General features: G+C 43.9%; 10 protein-coding genes and 2 pseudogenes. 6 read left to right on the top strand and 6 right to left on the bottom strand.

The annotated features are described in order from the left end of the window. Positions 1-733 precede the first annotated feature (733 nt). Entirely contained in the window at positions 734-3,463 is a 2,730-nt protein-coding gene (locus BJP34_RS03435) for a DUF3536 domain-containing protein (protein ID WP_229424225.1), read from the top strand. A gap of 37 nt (positions 3,464-3,500) precedes the next feature. On the opposite strand, the gene BJP34_RS03430 is transcribed toward BJP34_RS03435, so the two are convergent. Together BJP34_RS03430 and tnpA are read right to left on the bottom strand one after the other, a co-directional pair. Then, complete coding sequence (locus BJP34_RS03430) at positions 3,501-4,325, bottom strand: PEP-CTERM sorting domain-containing protein (protein WP_070391130.1); 825 nt, start codon at positions 4,323-4,325, stop codon at positions 3,501-3,503. Between the two features lie 1,282 nt (positions 4,326-5,607). After that, positions 5,608-6,025: pseudogene (tnpA, locus tag BJP34_RS35970) on the bottom strand (IS200/IS605 family transposase). Positions 6,026-6,092: 67 nt separating this feature from the next. Between tnpA and BJP34_RS03425 the strand changes: the two are divergent. Next, complete coding sequence (locus tag BJP34_RS03425) at positions 6,093-7,460, top strand: RNA-guided endonuclease InsQ/TnpB family protein (protein ID WP_070391129.1); 1,368 nt, start codon at positions 6,093-6,095, stop codon at positions 7,458-7,460. Between the two features lie 39 nt (positions 7,461-7,499). Here the strand turns inward: BJP34_RS03425 and lepB are convergent, their stop codons facing one another. Beyond that, entirely contained in the window at positions 7,500-8,132 is a 633-nt protein-coding gene (lepB, locus tag BJP34_RS03420) for a signal peptidase I (RefSeq protein ID WP_070396470.1), read from the bottom strand. A gap of 416 nt (positions 8,133-8,548) precedes the next feature. Between lepB and BJP34_RS03415 the strand changes: the two genes are divergently transcribed. The 3 genes from BJP34_RS03415 (at position 8,549) to BJP34_RS03410 (ending at position 12,041) form a co-directional block, all read left to right on the top strand. Further along, positions 8,549-10,228, top strand: a complete 1,680-nt coding sequence (locus BJP34_RS03415; RefSeq protein WP_324611015.1) for an S-layer homology domain-containing protein — start codon at positions 8,549-8,551, stop codon at positions 10,226-10,228. 311 nt (positions 10,229-10,539) lie between these two features. Beyond that, positions 10,540-10,665: a hypothetical protein gene (locus BJP34_RS48310; RefSeq protein ID WP_267876469.1), complete on the top strand. Its 126-nt coding sequence runs from the start codon at positions 10,540-10,542 to the stop codon at positions 10,663-10,665. A 284-nt stretch (positions 10,666-10,949) separates the two neighbouring features. Continuing rightward, entirely contained in the window at positions 10,950-12,041 is a 1,092-nt protein-coding gene (locus BJP34_RS03410) for an SGNH/GDSL hydrolase family protein (RefSeq protein ID WP_070391128.1), read from the top strand. On the opposite strand, the gene BJP34_RS45930 is transcribed toward BJP34_RS03410, so the two are convergent. Continuing rightward, positions 12,003-12,179, bottom strand: coding sequence for a hypothetical protein (locus BJP34_RS45930; RefSeq protein WP_193431311.1), 177 nt, complete (start codon positions 12,177-12,179; stop codon positions 12,003-12,005). The two genes, BJP34_RS03410 and BJP34_RS45930, sit on opposite strands and share 39 nt — an antisense overlap. A 273-nt stretch (positions 12,180-12,452) precedes the next feature. Here BJP34_RS45930 and BJP34_RS03405 point away from each other — a divergent pair, with 273 nt between their 5' ends. Then, positions 12,453-13,505 (top strand): M42 family metallopeptidase, encoded by a 1,053-nt coding sequence (locus BJP34_RS03405; RefSeq protein WP_070391127.1) that lies wholly within the window; start codon positions 12,453-12,455, stop codon positions 13,503-13,505. 182 nt (positions 13,506-13,687) lie between these two features. On the opposite strand, the gene BJP34_RS03400 is transcribed toward BJP34_RS03405, so the two are convergent. Both BJP34_RS03400 and BJP34_RS35960 read right to left on the bottom strand, forming a co-directional pair. Next, positions 13,688-15,727, bottom strand: coding sequence for a WD40 repeat domain-containing protein (locus BJP34_RS03400; RefSeq protein WP_070391126.1), 2,040 nt, complete (start codon positions 15,725-15,727; stop codon positions 13,688-13,690). Beyond that, positions 15,727-16,491 (bottom strand): annotated as a pseudogene (locus BJP34_RS35960) (IS5 family transposase). The gene BJP34_RS03400 and the pseudogene BJP34_RS35960 overlap by 1 nt, the downstream one beginning before the upstream one ends. Between the last annotated feature and the right edge of the window lie 7 nt (positions 16,492-16,498).

Here is a 16,498-nt window from a genome sequence, read left to right as displayed (position 1 = left end):
TCTAGTTACTCTCGGGGACTAGGGCAGTATCGAAAGGGATGGTCAATCCCTCTTCCGATTCCCCCATCTCCGCTGTCACACACTTAATTTTGGCGTTGCTGAATCAAGGAATGAATGCGCGACATTTGGTTTTGGTCAAGCTCCCGTTGGTCCCCCGAGGGAGCAATCCCTCGCTCGGGGGACTTTTAAAGTCTTGTTCCCCCCAAAATTGGGGGGCTAGGGGGGCAAAACCATACCCAGAATCAGCAACGCCTTAATTTTTGGGTTGAGACTGATGGGGAGATGGGGAGATAGGGAGATGGGCGGATAGTTTGACGGTTTCTTTCATAACATGAAAAGATGAAATTTAGATGCGTGTTAGCTGATCAACTTACACAGATAAATTAGATAGTCAAGTACCTTACGCTGTAGCTGGTGTGCTCAATAAAGCTTTTCGATGCTCAACGATTTCTCAAGCGCATCAGTCCTAGGGTATATTTTTTAACCATAGAAATTTGCTATGATCTGGTTAAGATTGATAAAATTACCGCAATTTCCATAAACTGATTAGAATTACTTGAATTAAACCTTGCGGTTGAATTCATTATTGTGTTAAGCATTTAACGTTTGTCCTAACTATCCGCTACTTTTGTTCGTTACTGCCAAACCAGTATGAGTTTGCTCAAGGGTATTCGCTGCCCGGCCCCAAACATGACGTTCTGGGGTTCGGTTAGCTGTCTTGCTGTTTTTTTGAATGCATATTCCCATGACTTCAGTAGCTGAACTGCTAGTTTTACAAGCTGAGGAAATAAAGTCCACTGCTAAGTCCACTGCCAAGATCAAACACTACTCGACGCTCAACAACGATTCCCTAGATACCACCACAGGTGTCTATATTACTATCCACGGTCATTTCTACCAACCGCCTCGCGAAAACCCTGATCTAGATACCATTGAGCGTCAGCCTACTGCTGCTCCGTTTCATGACTGGAACGAACGGATTTACTATGAGTGCTACCGCCCCAATGCCTTTGCCAGGGTATTAAATGACCAAGGGGAAGTGATAGATATTGTCAACAACTATGACTATTTGAGCTTCAATATTGGTCCAACCTTAATGTCATGGCTGGAAGATTACGATCTCGAAGTGTATCAGCGGATTCTGGAAGCGGACAAGAAGAGTTGCGTACGCTTAAATGGTCATGGGAATGCGATCGCTCAAGTTTACAACCACATCATCCTTCCCTTAGCCAATGAACGGGACAAATACACCCAAATCCGTTGGGGAAAAGCGGACTTCCGTTCCCGCTTTGGTCGTGAACCCGAAGGGATGTGGCTGGCGGAAACGGCAGTAGACTATCCCACCTTGGAAGCACTGGTAGCAGAAGATATTCGGTTTATTATCCTAGCCCCTTCCCAAGCTCAACGTTGCCGCCCAATTCCCAGTGAACACACCAGTAAACACACCAGTGAACACAATAGTAATTCTCCATGGCAGGAAGTGGGAGGTGCTCAGATTGACCCTACTCGCCCTTACCGTTGCTTCCTCAAAAATGGCAAATTTATTGATATCTTTTTCTATGATGGCCCAATCTCCAGAGATATGGGCTTCAATGATTTACTCAGCAGCACTGAACACTTCGCCAAGCGTTTGGGTCAAGCAGTACGTGGGGATCATCGCAGTGCCCAGTTGATTGCTGTGGCAACGGATGGGGAAACCTTTGGCCATCACAAGACAGGCACTGAGAAGTGTATTGCCTACGCTTTTACCCATGAGTTTCCCGAGCGCAACTGGACAGTAACCAACTTTGCCCACTACCTTAGCTTTAATCCGCCCACCTGGGAAGTGGTACTGAAGCCAGTAACAGCCTGGAGTTGCTCCCATGGGGTTGACCGTTGGCAAGATGATTGTGGCTGTGGTGGTGACGGGAAGTGGCACCAAAAGTGGCGTCGTCCCCTGCGCAATGCCCTGGATTGGTTACGGGATGAATTGATTCAGGTATATCAAGAGACTGGTAGCCAATTCTTCCATGACCCTTGGCTAGCGCGGGATGAGTATATCCAAGTGATTCAGAACCGTTCCCCAGCTAATGTGGACAGTTTTCTGGAGCGTCATCATACTCACCTACTGACGACCGCCGAACAAGTAGATGCCTTACGACTGCTGGAAATGCAGCGTCATGCTCTGCTGATGTATACCAGTTGTGGTTGGTTTTTTGAGGAAATCTCCCGTCCAGAAGGGGTTCAGATTCTGCGCTATGCTGCCCGTGCTATGGAGTTAGCTGGTGATGTTGCTAAAGTCCAACTGGAAGAAGAATTTATTCAACGCCTTGCTCTAGCACCCAGTAATGTGGGATGCTTTAAAACTGGTGACCAGATTTATCAGCAACTAGTGGTGTCAGCCCAGGTTAGCTGGAAGCAAGTAGTAGCAGACTACGCCATTAGTTCCCTATTTAAGAAGTATTCCCAAAAAGACAAAATCTACTGTTACTATGCCCATCAGCAATATTACCAGCTAAAACAAATCGGGGCATTAACCCTAGCTGTGGGACAGTTACAATTGGCTTCTGAGATCACTAGGGAAAGTAGTGATTTTGTGTTTGCCTTGCTATACCTAGGTGGTTGGGACTTCCACTGCTGTATTCAACCCCTTGCTGAATGTCGAGGCTACCGCCAGCGGTTGGACACATTATTTAATGCCCTAGACCAAGGCAGTGCAGCCCACACAATTTTGGTAATGAATCAGCTGTTTGGGCAGCAACATTTTAATTGGCAGCATCTGTTTGCTGAAGAACGACACCGGATTATGCAGCTGTTGAGCCAGGAAACCTTGACCCGTTTGGATCAGCTCTATACCGAGGTTTATCGGGATAATTATAGAGCCTTGATCGCTTTCCATCAGGGTGGGTTATCTGTTCCCAAGGAGTTGCAAGTAGCAGCAGAAATTGCTATATCCAATCAGTGTATTACTGTGATTAGGGCATTAGATAGTGATAGCAGTGATCAGCAGGTGGTATGGAGTAGGTTGGCAGAGTTAGAAGCGATCGCAACAGCAGCGAATCATCTCCACTGTCAGTTGAATACCCTAGAAGTCAAGCAAACCTTAGAAAAGTTAATTTTGCGTACGCTCTGGCAAATTCTTTACGATAGTAACCCAGAGGACATGGAAGTTGATATTCAACGGCTAGAAAAAATGATTGATCTAGGCAATCAGCTCAATCTAAGCTTATCATTAGATCGTTGCCAAGAACTTTACTTGGAGTACTTCCATAACCAATTTTTCCCTCAGCTGATCCAAAGCCAAGATTTAAAGAAAGATAGTAAAGATAGTGATAGCAATGGCAGCTATCCTTGGCTATGTAAAATGTGTACCTGTAGCACTTCTTTTAGTACTTCAGTTTCCCCAAGCCCCCTACTGAATTTGGGTCAAACCTTAGCAGTGGATCTCAGTGCTTGGATCACCAACCTACCCTCACCAGGGTAGGTTAAGTTAACTATAGCGGTTAACTATACCGTTGCTATTACGGTTTGTGCTTAGAGAGCACACCCGCACCAAAGGCTCCTACTGCTAGCAGACTTAGCACCGACATCGGTTCAGGAACAGTAGTGCTAATAACAAACGACATCGGTTCAAAAACATTAATGCTAGAAAAACCTGCTGCTCCATAGATCCTATTAATACCCGCGAAGGCGACATTTTGACTAAAAGTACCTGCTCCTGTGGTTGGATCGATGGTGATCTGTTGTCCATCAGCTGTGTAACCGAACAACGTTCCATTTTCAAAGAATAAGCCAAATATATCCCTAAAGCCGATACTACCAATTTCACTAGCTGTACCGTCATTAGCGATAGAGAACAAAATGTCAGAGCTGCCATCAACAGAGAGTGATGTGGCAAAAAATTGATTATTTACAGAATCGAATGCTATGTCGCCACTGCTGTTGAAGTTAGGAATTTTGGCCACTAATGATGCAGCCCCACTAGAGGTATCAATAGTATAAAAACTATCATCTCCAGCGCCGTAAAGGAATTTATCATCATCATCAGAAAACCCTAAAGCATTTATAAACGCAAAAAGGTAGCCAATTAGGGAGGATAAGCCTGTGCTTTTATCAATACTATACAAAGCGCTGGGAGTGACACCAAATAGCTCACCACTATTGGATAAAGCTATATCAAAAAAGGGGATATCGTTGCTGTTTAATGGTGTGAATTTTCCGGTTGAGGTATCGAGTTTTCCAACTTCTCCATTGGCAGTAGAGAGGAATGATGCCGCCTGGGCTGTTCCGATTGTTCCTAGGCTAAAAACCACTGCCCCAGCTATAGCTATTGGTAATTTTTTCATGATAGTTTTATGCTGCAATTGTTAGATTTATACAGTGAATATAATTTGAAATTTGATATCAATTCCGTTTTATTACTTGGTTGATAGATAGTCTAAAGTTTTGGATTTTATCCTTGATTACTCTTGTTTTCTAAAATCCTGATGCTACCGGAATTGATATCAAGTAGATACTCGAAAATAAGATTTGCAATAAGCATTTAACCGTTGGCATTTTGCCAATGGCTGATAGCTGTTCGCTTAGCGTGCGCGTAGCGCATATGCTTAGGATCGGTAAACCTACAAACTATAAAACTAATTACGTTTTCATGAGGTTTATCTTCATTACATTTAACTAGATTTTTATTTCAAGCAAGCTATGAATCGGTATCATTTACAAACTCCTTATTTTTTAATATATAAGTTTTGTTTATATTAATTAATTGCTAGTAAAAAATGGTTTAAATAGTTTACTAATTGACTAAATAATAATGCTTTTAAAATTACTCAGTTAATAAATTTTAGACTTGTTTAGGGTTGAATTTGATAAATAAGGACTTACCCAATAAATGTAAATAAGGGCGTTTATTTACCAGTTTTGCCTAAGGGTTTATGACTGGCTACCGACCCACATAATTAGGCGCACATCTTGCGGGCAAAAGCAAAGCGCCCCTACAAATGATTTGTGTTTCAATCATTTGAGAAGCGCGATCGCGATCTAGTCGCTACCGATAATTAGGAAGTAAAGCCTGATGTCGATTAAAGTTAGCCTTGTGATCTCAAGGCTTGAGAAAATTAGGTTGAACAGCAAGCATGATTACTTGAAGGAAATTAGATAGGTTAAGCATGCAATTCGCATCCAGCCTAAGTAGTAAAATAGATTAGTTAAACTTATAGTAGTTTCCGAAATCCGTAGAGGGCTTAAGTTTACACAACCTTAATATTAGTAATGGCTAATGGGTAATTGTAATTACAGCCGTCAGCTGTCAGCTGACGGCTGACAGCTGAATGCTTACGTACCTCACCCAATTGAAAACTGCTGTTATAGTTCAGCTAGTTTAGCAGGAGCCTCACACCATAATCTTTGATTTGGTGTGAGAGGTTAGAATTTACCGCAAGAATAGTGGAGCCTTTATGGTTGGCAGGCTATGGAAAAAGGGTAAAAACTTATTGATTAGCGTGATTTGCGCGGTCTTGGGGGTTTCCCCCATGAGCGACTGCATCAAGACAAGGCTCCACTATTCTAAGGCGCGCGTCTCCGGAATGCGCGGTTGTTGAGGGGGTTCAATACCCTCTCAACAACCAATCACGACGATTTCGGGGAATCCTGTTGTTCAATGTACTTTCTTAATGTGGACACAGTGACTCCACCCCATGAGGCTATAAAATATGAACCATTCCACAACACATCTTTTCCGTAGAACTTGTTAATTTATTCCTGAAACTTACTTCTAAGTCTCCTACTTGTGACCGTGTTGAGATTATTGATGAATTTGGTTAACTCCATTTGTTAAAAATACTGAAACAACAGATGGATGTGCTCTTGCTACCCATTAAACTCAACCAACTTACCATCCTATTTTTGGCACAAGTTCTCTACTACTTCCCCAAGTCGTTTGATCATTTTGGCGTTAAAAACCTGGTGCCGATACTTGGAGGTTAACACCAGATGGGCTTTTAGAACACTTACTGATCGTCATGCCTGAAAGGAAATCACTTTTCATGGCAACATTTTCGGAATATATACTACAATTATTGTATCCTTGTTTATAATATTCACAAATCAGGGAGATGAAATACACTTACCAGTACAAAGCATTTATAACCACCGAACAAAAGCTAGAATTCAATTTCTGGTTAAGAGTTTGTCGGTACTGGTATAATCGTCAGCTCGGCGAAAGGTTTGACTGGTGGGAACGCCATAGAACTCCGGTAAACTCTTGCCCATTGATATGTCATCTCCCTGAACTGAGAGATCGTCCTAGCTACTATAGTCAAAAGAAGTTGTTGCCAGGACTTAAGCATAGTGAAATCCGTGTGAACTGGTCAGGAGAGAATCTGGAATTTTCGCGGGTTCCTGCCAATACTCTCCAGGAAGTATGTAAACGTGTAGATAAAGCTTTTGAGCGATTTATTTCTGGGGATAAAAATAACAAAAGAAGTGGGAAACCTCGTTTTAAATCTCACGCTCGTTATCGTTCATTTATTGTTGAAGGAGCAGGATTAAGCCTACACTCCTGTTCAGTTGGGGGGAAATTTATTTATCTAAAAATACCCAAGATAGGCTTAGTAAAAATTCGCTCTCACCGCCATATCCCGGATGGTGCAATCCTGAAGCAGGTGCAATTCATCAATAAAAATGATGGATGGTTTGTAAATCGGAAACTTGATGACCCTACTGTTCCCAATACTCCTTCCGAAAAAATCATCCCTAATTGGGATAATTCCATGGGCATGGACGCGGTACTCCAATGGGATCATTACCTTGCCACTTCTGAAGGAGTTAAGCTTCCATCAGTAAAGTATTTGCGGCGCAACCAAGCTAAATTATCAAAGATTTCCAGAAAGAAAAATGAACGCAAACGTGGGAGTAAAGCACGTCGAAAGCTAGCAAAAAGAGAGGGAAGAGTACATCAACAAATTGCTCGCGCCAGGAAAGATTTCCAGTACAAAACTGCTCACAGTTTGATGAGAACAGGCAAAAAGGTATTTTTTCACGAAAAATTAAACCTAAAAGGGCTAACTAGGCGTAACTCCCCTAAGCCAGACAAAAGTGGAAAATATTTACCTAATGGCCAATCGGCAAAATCTGGACTCAACCTAAGTTGGGCAGATGCCGCTTTTGGTGAGTTCTTTTTGATTCTTGGTCACATAGCTGAAAAAGCTGGAGCCATAGTAATCTCAAAGAATCCTGCTTATACTTCTCTTGTATTATCCTATCGAGATCAAGTAATCTTCACTGATTGTAGTATCCGAGAATATTGGGATGAAATAGAAAACCTCTGGGTTGATAGGGATATTAATGCTGCTATCAACATCAAGAGAGTGGGGCTGGACGTGTTCCCCACTATAAAACGCCGTAAAGGTGCCATTGTAGTAGTTGGTTCTACTACAGATGATACCTCTAAGGAAGTTCTACGCATTCTTCGGAGTGTCTGAGAAGCCTACACCATACCTGTAAAGGTTGGTGTGGGAGCGTCACATCGAACCAAGTTCACTAAAGGGCCAAAAACGGAAACAGGCACGACCAATGACTTTGTCTTTACCTAGAAAACCCCAAACATGGGAATCGTTGCTATTGTTGCGGTTGTCTCCCATCACAAACAAGTAATTTTCTGGGACCTGCACCAGCCCCATCTGATAACTGGGAGGTTGGGCAATGTAGTCCTCGTCTAGAGGAGTACCGTTGCGATAAACTTTGCCATCTTTGACTTGAACCGTATCACCGGATGTGCCAATCACCCGCTTGATGAAAGCTTGGTCTTTTGAGTAACCCAAAATTTGTAATTGTGGCGGTATTTCAAACACAATAATGTCACCGGCTTTTGGGGTATGGAAACGGTAAGAGATTTTTTCCACCACTAAGCGATCGCCTACTCCCAAAGTCGGGTACATGGAATCCGAGGGAATGTAGCGAGGTTCTGCGACAAATACTCGAATCAATAGAGCTAAGGCTAGTGCGATCGCAATAATCTGGAAATTTTCCTGTACTTGCTTCCAGAATGGCGTGCCACCCTTGTCCGATTGTTGACCCTGAGCATCTGCTTGCTGCTCCTGAACGGATTCAGAAGATTCACTCGGTGCTGCTAATTTCTTTTTCTGTGCATCCATACAAGATTTAAATTGACATTTAAATTGACGGTAAGGCAGATTTATGGGTATGACCGCCCCCCTAGCCCTAAACATCTTTACTAGTTTGGCAACTCAGCCAGGATAACATGCTTGATTGCCCTTTTGTGAATTTCCGTTAGTTTAGCTAAGACCGCGAGAAGCCCCACACCTCAATGCGCAGCATGAGTGTGGTCAGAAGTTCCCGCAAAAAGAGTGGAGCCAAAATAGTTGGCAGTCTGTGAGTTAAGGGTTAAATCTTTTTGTAGTAAGGCTCCACTCTTTTAAGGTTTCATCTCCGGGATGAATCGCGGAGCTGGATCTTTCATCGTTTTGAAATCGTCTATAATGAAAGTAGTAGGGAAGACAAATTAAGAGCTAACCGCCACCTACGTGCTTTAAAATCGAACTAAACTGTATTGTTCCGGTGCGGAGGGGCATCCCGTATCGTTAATAAAGCTTGCCGAGTATCCGAACCGATAGGTGGAGTTGGTAAGAAGCCCACACTGAACCGCGCTTGTCAGTGTGGGAGTATGTCACGAGGTAAGTACTGTTGTTGGACAATGCCCGTGCTGTTTCCACACTCTGTCCTACGTGCGAGTTTAGCGGTTTGTCTTCTGGGTTTGTTGAGTGCCTGCGCCAACACTAACCTAGGTGACGCTTTGCAGCGGTCTTTGGGAGCAGACCCCAAACTGAAGGATAACCCACCCAAAAACTTGGGTCGGCCATCTCCAAATAAGCCTCAAACTACTCCCGAGAAACAGAAGTCAGTACCGTTGCCAGAAGACTTCCCCACTGAGATTCCCCGTTATCAACAAGCAACCTTGGAACAAGTGGAACCCCTCAAAGATGCTGCTGGTCCAGGTAAGTTGACGATTTGGTCATCCCCTGACCCAATTAATTTAATTCAGAACTTTTACCAAAAGACCTTTGAGTCGGGAGGCTGGGAAGTCCTCGACCAGCCAGAGGATCAAGATGGTGGCACATTCATCGTCCGTCGTAATGACTTGGACGTTACCCTTTCCATTCCTTCTGTGGCCACTACTGGCAAATCCACCGCTGCCTCCTCATCAAAGCCCCCAGCGGTTGCTACCAACAGCAGTGTGACTACATTTGATATTCAGTACGTCCGGGATGGTAAGGATACCAAAGCTGAGAAACCACAACCATCCCAGAAACCAACACAAGCTGAAAAACCCACACAAGCTCAGAAACCCACACAAGCTCAGAAACCCACACAAGCTGAAAAACCCACACAAGCTCAGAAACCACAACCATCCCAGAAACCACAACCATCTCAGAAACCAACGCAACCCTCTGAGGTTGCCAGTAAGCCAGCTCAGGTCAGGTCAGGAAAACCAGAGAAATTTACTGACTTGGATAAAGTCCCCCGAGATTTGCGTAAGTATGTGGCAGATTTGGCAGAATTGGGAGTCTTAACTCCAGACACGGCTAATCCCAAGACCAATGCTGATAGTCAAGGTACTCAGTTTGCCCCCAATCAAACCATAAGCCGCCGTCAGTATGCCCGTTGGCTAATGGATGCCAATAATCGGATCTATGCCAATCGTCCAGGATTGCAAATCCGTTTAGCATCCAACACTACTCAACCTGCATTTCAGGATGTGCCTCGTACGGATCCTGATTTTCCCTATATTCAGGGATTAGCTGATGCTGGATTAATTTCTAGTCCCCTCAGTGGCGATTCTACGGCAGTATTGTTTCGTCCAAATGCACCCTTGACTAGGGAAAAACTGATGTTGTGGAAAGTGCCTCTCGATACTCGTAAAGCCTTGCCCAAAGCCTCTATTGAAGCAGTGAAAGAAACCTGGGGCTTCAAAGATACCGCTGAAATTGACCCGAAAGCATTGCGAGCGGTCTTAGCTGATTTCCGAAATGGCGATTTGGCAAACATTCGCCGAGTCTTTGGTTATACAATATTGTTTCAGCCTAAAAAAACAGTCACCCGTGCTGAAGCAGGAGCAGCGCTTTGGTATTTCGGTTCTCAGGGTGAAGGGCAATCTGCCAAAGAAGCACTGTTTCTTAAACCTCAAACCAGTCAGCCATCAGGGGCACCAAAAGCTACGCCATCGAATTAGGTGCATAAAATTAGGTGCATAAAAAACGTAAGCATATGCGCTACGCGCACGCTACTTGAGGTGCTATCAGCATTCAGCTATCAGCATTCAGCTATCAGTTATCAGCTATCAGTTATCAGCTATCAGCTTATGGGCTACTTGAGGTGCTACTGTTCGCGCAGCGTGCCCTTAGCGCAATCGGTGCTTTTGAATAAAATAAGCTGACGGCACATCAAGTAGCGTGGCCTAAGGCTGACGGCTGAATGCTCACTAAAAAACACTTTAAAACAGCTTTTCTAGCGGTTTTTACCCTAATGAGGTACATATAATTTTTGCCCTGTTCCCTCTTCCCCTCCTGGGAGGGGTTAGGGGTGGGTTTCTCTTCCCTGTTCCCTGTTCCCTATTCCCTGTTCCCTAAAACCCGAAACTCTGTACCTCACCAAATTGAAAACCGCTAGTGTTGTGCTTAAGCACAATTACTAACAGGTATTGTGATTAGTTAGTAATTAGTGGTGATTGGTCTAGTGTGTCAATGCCAGACATGATATCAAGTCCGGTTAATCACGTCTAACATGGTTGATCCGATGCCTGTGAATTTTGAATTTTGAATTTTGAATTTTGAATTGCTAATTGCTTATGGTTAGTTAATTTTCAAGGTTCAATTTACTATCAACCCTGAAGGATAACTATTAAATCGGACATGATCTGAGATAATTATCTGCAATTAAGGTAACAAACTATCATGAAGACACAAATTGCCGCTACAGGATTAGTCTTTTTCTCTTTAATGTTGCCCCTCAAGGCAAATGCTGTCGAGTTGTTTAGCAAGATGTATATCTTTGGAGAAAGCCTCGTTGATCAAGGCAATCTCTTTAATGCCACCGCAGAGCAAATTCCCCCTAGTCCACCCTATTTTGAGGGACGTTTTTCCAATGGTCCCAACTCGGTGGATTATCTTGCAGGGGATTTGCAATTAAACCCCACTCTGTTTACCACTCTTGGCTCAGGTGCTATCCCTACTCAAGGCATTAATTTTGCTTTTGGTGGTTCTACTACAGGCACTGAAAACACTGTCGCTCTTACCTTTTCTGAATTAACAGGCTTACCAGGATTGAAACAGCAGATTGATGCGTTTACTCTTCCCCTGATACAAGCCGGTCAGTCGGCTGACCCAGATGCTCTGTATATAGTGTGGGCTGGTGGTAATGATTATCTACCTACCCAAGGCAGTTTTGAACCATTTACAGATACTGTCACCACCCTGGCAAATTTGTCAGATGCACTGCAAGACCTGACTAATGTTGGGGCTAAGAATATTATGGTAGTTAACTTGCCAGATTTGGGCAATACGCCCATTGCTCTGGCACTTGATGGACGTGTTCCTGGTACTACCGATGCCCTCAACACTTTGACAGAAGACCATAATTCTGGTTTGTCTGAACTACTCGATCAATTCAGTCAGACTCCCGACTCAGAGGTCAATATCATCCCGGTTGATGTTAATTCTACATTTAGGGAAATTCTGGCTCAGCCGACGGAATTTGGTTTGACCAATGTAACTAGTCCTTGTGTGAATATAGCAGCACAATTTGTATGTGAGAATCCCGAGGAGTTTTTATTCTGGGATTTACAACATCCAACCACTGGTGTTTATCGGATTATTGCGGATTTAGCCCTGTCAGCATTGAAGGATCCAAATCCAGATAATAACCATTCACACCCAGATAATAACCATTCACACCCAGCTAATGTTCCTGAACCAGCAACGGCTTTAGGTCTATTCGCCTTGGGGGCTTTAGGGATAGGCTCTCAGGGAATCAGGAAGAAGGAATAGGGAATCGGGAATCGGGAATCGGGAATTGGGAATCGGGAATTGGGAATCGGGAATCGGGAATCGGGAATCGGGAATCGGGAATCGGGAGTCGGGAATCGGGAGTCGGGAATCGGGAAAAATCCTGGTAGTGCTATACAATTCCTGACTTTAGCTCCCGAAACCTTGACCAGACCAACGCCTACATCACTACATCTTTACCAGTACCATCAAAAAATCAAAGGAGTTTTTTGCTACTATTACCTGCTCCGAAGCTCCCTCTATATACCGTTTTCAATTAGATCATGAAACCCAATTCTGAGTTATCATAACATCAAAAATCCTAGGTTTTCTTTCCTACTATTCCCGACTCCCGACTCCCGACTCCCGACTCCCGACTCCCGACTCCCGACTCCCGACTCCCTGTTCCCAACAATGACTAACAATTACGACCAACTGTTCAAAACCATAGAAGAATTAGTTATGCACCATTCCCCCAGTGGTGCGGAAGGAGAAATTGACCAATTGTTACTGCATCGGTTTCAAGCTTTAGGGGTGGAAACTTGGCAGGATCGGGCGGGAAATGTCATTGCTAAAATCCCTGGTAAGGATGCTGGTGCCAGTCCCATTGCGATTACTGCTCATAAAGATGAAATTGGTGCCATTGTTAAACGGATTGGTGACGCAGGACGGGTGGAAGTGCGCCGCTTGGGGGGTTCTTTTCCTTGGGTTTATGGTGAGGGTGTGGTGGATTTGTTGGGGGATAACTATACCATTAGTGGTATTCTCTCCTTTGGCTCACGTCACGTTTCCCATGAATCTCCCCAAAAAGCGTTGCAGGATGATACTCCTTTACGTTGGCAAGATGCCTGGATTGAAACCAAATGTAGTGCTACAGAATTGGCAGAGGCTGGGGTGCGTCCAGGCACTCGTATGGTAGTTGGTAAACATCGTAAGAGACCTGTGCGGCTTAAGGATTATATTGCTAGCTATACCCTGGATAATAAGGCATCCATAGCGATTTTGCTAACTTTAGCGGAACGGTTGAAAACTCCAGCAGTTGATACGTATTTGGTGGCATCAGCAAAGGAGGAAGTAGGAGCAATTGGGGCTTTGTATTTTACCCAAAATCAATCTCTAGATGCTTTGATTGCTCTGGAAATTTGTCCGTTGTCTGCGGAGTACCCTATCGAAGATGGACCAGCACCAGTGTTGCTCTCTCAAGATAATTATGGCATCTACGATGAAGGGTTAAATCGGGAATTGGGAGAAGCGGCAGAACGTTGTGAGGTCCCGATTCAGTTAGCCGTTATTGATGGTTTTGGCTCTGATGCTTCCATCGCCATGAAGTTTGGTCATGTTGCTCGTGCGGCTTGCTTGAGTTTTCCTACCCAAAATACCCATGGTTATGAAATTGCTCATTTGGGTGCGATCGCAAATTGTATCGAGATTCTTGAAAGCTATAGTTCTTCAGTGATCAAGAATTAAGAATTAAGAATTAAAAATTAAGAATTAAAAATTAAAAATTAAAAATTAAAAATTAAGAATTTAATTCACCATTCTGCATTCTAAATTATAAATTCACCATTCTGCATTCACCATTCTACATTCGTAAGCTATCAGCTGATAGCTGATAGCTGAATACTTACCCTTATGTTGGTAAAATTTTCTCAGTCGCAGAGAGGCTTGTCGCTATCTCCTTCAGGTTTTTTATTCAAATAATCCCTCACTACATTACAAGCATCCACCCTTAGCTCATCTAACTCTTTATCTAACAAACCCTTCCATTTATCAAAATCTAAATTCCACAGAATCACTGAATTATCCTGACTAGCACTGGCAAGTTGTTTACCGTCGGGACTGAAACTGACGCTCCAAACATAATCGTCATGCCCCTTCAAGGTTTCGAGTTTCTGACCGTCGCGACTCCAAAGTTGAACAGTATTATCTCCAGAAGTCGTGGCAATTATCTTACCGTCCGGGCTAAAACTAACGCTGTCAAACGAATCGTTATACTCGATAGTTTCGGTTTTTTTCCTATTCATATGCCAGTGTTTAAATTCCCCATCCCTACTGACACTGGTAATCGTTTTACCATCAGGACTGAAACTTACGCTTATGACATAATCCTTATGCCCCGTTAAGGTTTTGTGTTTTTTACCGTCGATGCTCCAAACTCTGACAGTCTTGTCCAAACTGGCAGTGGCAATGGTCTGCCCGTCGGGGCTAAAACTGATACTAGTAACTAGATGTGTATGTCCAGGTAGGGTTTGATGTTTCTTATCATCCAGACTCCAGATTTCCACAGAACCTTCCAACGTGCCAGCAGCAATAGTCTGACCATCAGGGCTAAAACTAACGCTGATGAGATAATCGTCATTCTCAGGTTTTAGAGTTTGGAGTTCTTTACCATCAATACTCCAGAGTCTGACGGTCGAATCCTTACTGGCAGTAGCAATCATCTGACTGTCGCGGCTGAAACTAATATCATTGATCAAATCCTTATGTCCCTGGAGAGTTTGGAGTTCTTTACCATCAATACTCCAGAGTTTGACAGTCTTGTCATCACTGCCAGTGGCAATTCTCTGACCGTCGGGGCTGAAACTCACGACATTGACTGGCTCTTTATGCCCTTGGAGAGTTTTGAACTCCAGAGTCTTTAGACTCCAGAATCTCACCGTATTATATTTATCAACAGAGACAATCGTCTTGCCATCGGAGCCAAAGCTCACGTTTTCGACTGGATCATCATGGTGAAGGGTGACGAGTTCTTGGTCGTTTATGCTCCAGAGTTTGACAGTCGAATCATAACTGGCAGTAGCAATCATCTGACCGTCAGGGCTGAAACTGATGTTTTTGATTGTACCCTGATGCCCAGTCAAAACTTCGAGTAACTCACCATCACGGCTCCAAATCTTGATAATTTTGTCTTTACCCACAGTGGCGATCCTTTCTCCATTAGGGCTAAAACGAACAATAGTGATCTCCTTATAATTATCAAGGGTTTTGGATTCCCCACCATCGATACTCCAGAGTCTAGCAACTCCATTCCTATGCTTAGTGACAATTCTCTGGCTGTCAGGGCTGAAACTCACGTTATTATAGACCGAAGCGTCATTGGGGAAGGTTTTGATTTTTTTACCGTCGATGCTCCAGAGTTTGATGTTGTTAGAACTGACAGTAGCAATCATCTGGTTATTAGGGCTGAATCTCACCCCATAAACTTCTTGATGCTTCAGAGTTTTAAGTTTCTCACCTTTCGTACTCCAGAGCGTGACAATATCGTCACTATTAATAATGGCAATTATTTTACTAGGGCTGAAATTCACATCACGAATATTACTATTATTCTGGATAATGTTGAGTTTCTCACCTTGCGTACTCCAGAGTGTGAGGGTTTTTTCATCACTACTGGCAGTGGCAAGCATCTGGTGATAGGGACTCAAAATCAGACCCGAGACTCGTCCGTCATGGGGAAGCGTTTGGAATTCCTTACCGTCCATGGTCCAGAGTTTGACTACCCCGTCTTTACTGAGAGTAGCAAGCATCTTCCGATCGGTCTTAAAAGAGACGCTTTCGATGTTTTCTTTACGGCTCTCTATGCGTTTATATTCGTTTACATTCGCGATCAGAGCCCCTTGCAGTGTTCTGCTTACTTCCTTCCGTAAATCTTCTAACTCAACTCCTCGAAGGAGCCTAGGGCGTGTCATCAATTAAGCCAAATTACAGCAGCAGCCAGATAAATTGCTCCTAGAAAATTCTGAGCTCGCTTATCGTAGCGCGTCGCGATCGCTCGATATTGCTTAAGTCGGGCGAAAAAATTCTCAATCAGATGTCGTGCTTTGTACAAATGTTTATCATACTCACGAGCAATAGTACGGTTGCGCTTAGGTGGAATCACGGCTACTTTGCCCTGTTGTTTGAGTCGCTCAATCACTCGCTGATCAGCATCATATCCCTTGTCAGCCAGCAGTGTATCTGCCGCCAAATCCTTGAGTAGAACATCAGCTCCGTCGAGGTCACATGCTTGCCCTGGGGTAAGCGTGAAAACTGAGGGGATTGCCTAAGGCATCGACTAAGGCATTAATCTTGGTACTCAATCCACCTTTACTACGACCGATGGCTTCGGTTGACCCATCCCCCTTTTAGCCCCAGCACTGTGTTGGTGAGCACGCACAATTGTCGAGTCAATCATAGCGTATTCGTTGTCCGCATCATCGGCTAAAGCCTCAAACACCTGTTGCCACACCCCGCGCCTTGCCCATCGGCTAAAACGAGTATGAACCACTCGAAAATCACCAAATCTTTCCGGTAAATCTCGCCAGGGAATCCCAGCTCGATATCGGTACAATACGGCTTCGACAAACAATCGATTATCTTTAGCCGTGACTCCTACCGTCTCTTTTCTCCCTGGTAGTAAGTCTTTGATGCGTTCCCACTGGTCATCACGTAAAGCATAGCGGCGTTTGATCATACCATAG

The organism is Moorena producens PAL-8-15-08-1 (genome assembly GCF_001767235.1).
Taxonomy (GTDB): domain Bacteria; phylum Cyanobacteriota; class Cyanobacteriia; order Cyanobacteriales; family Coleofasciculaceae; genus Moorena; species Moorena producens_A.
Note: the sequence above shows the minus strand (reverse complement) of the source record. Positions and strands in the feature narration are given on the sequence as shown.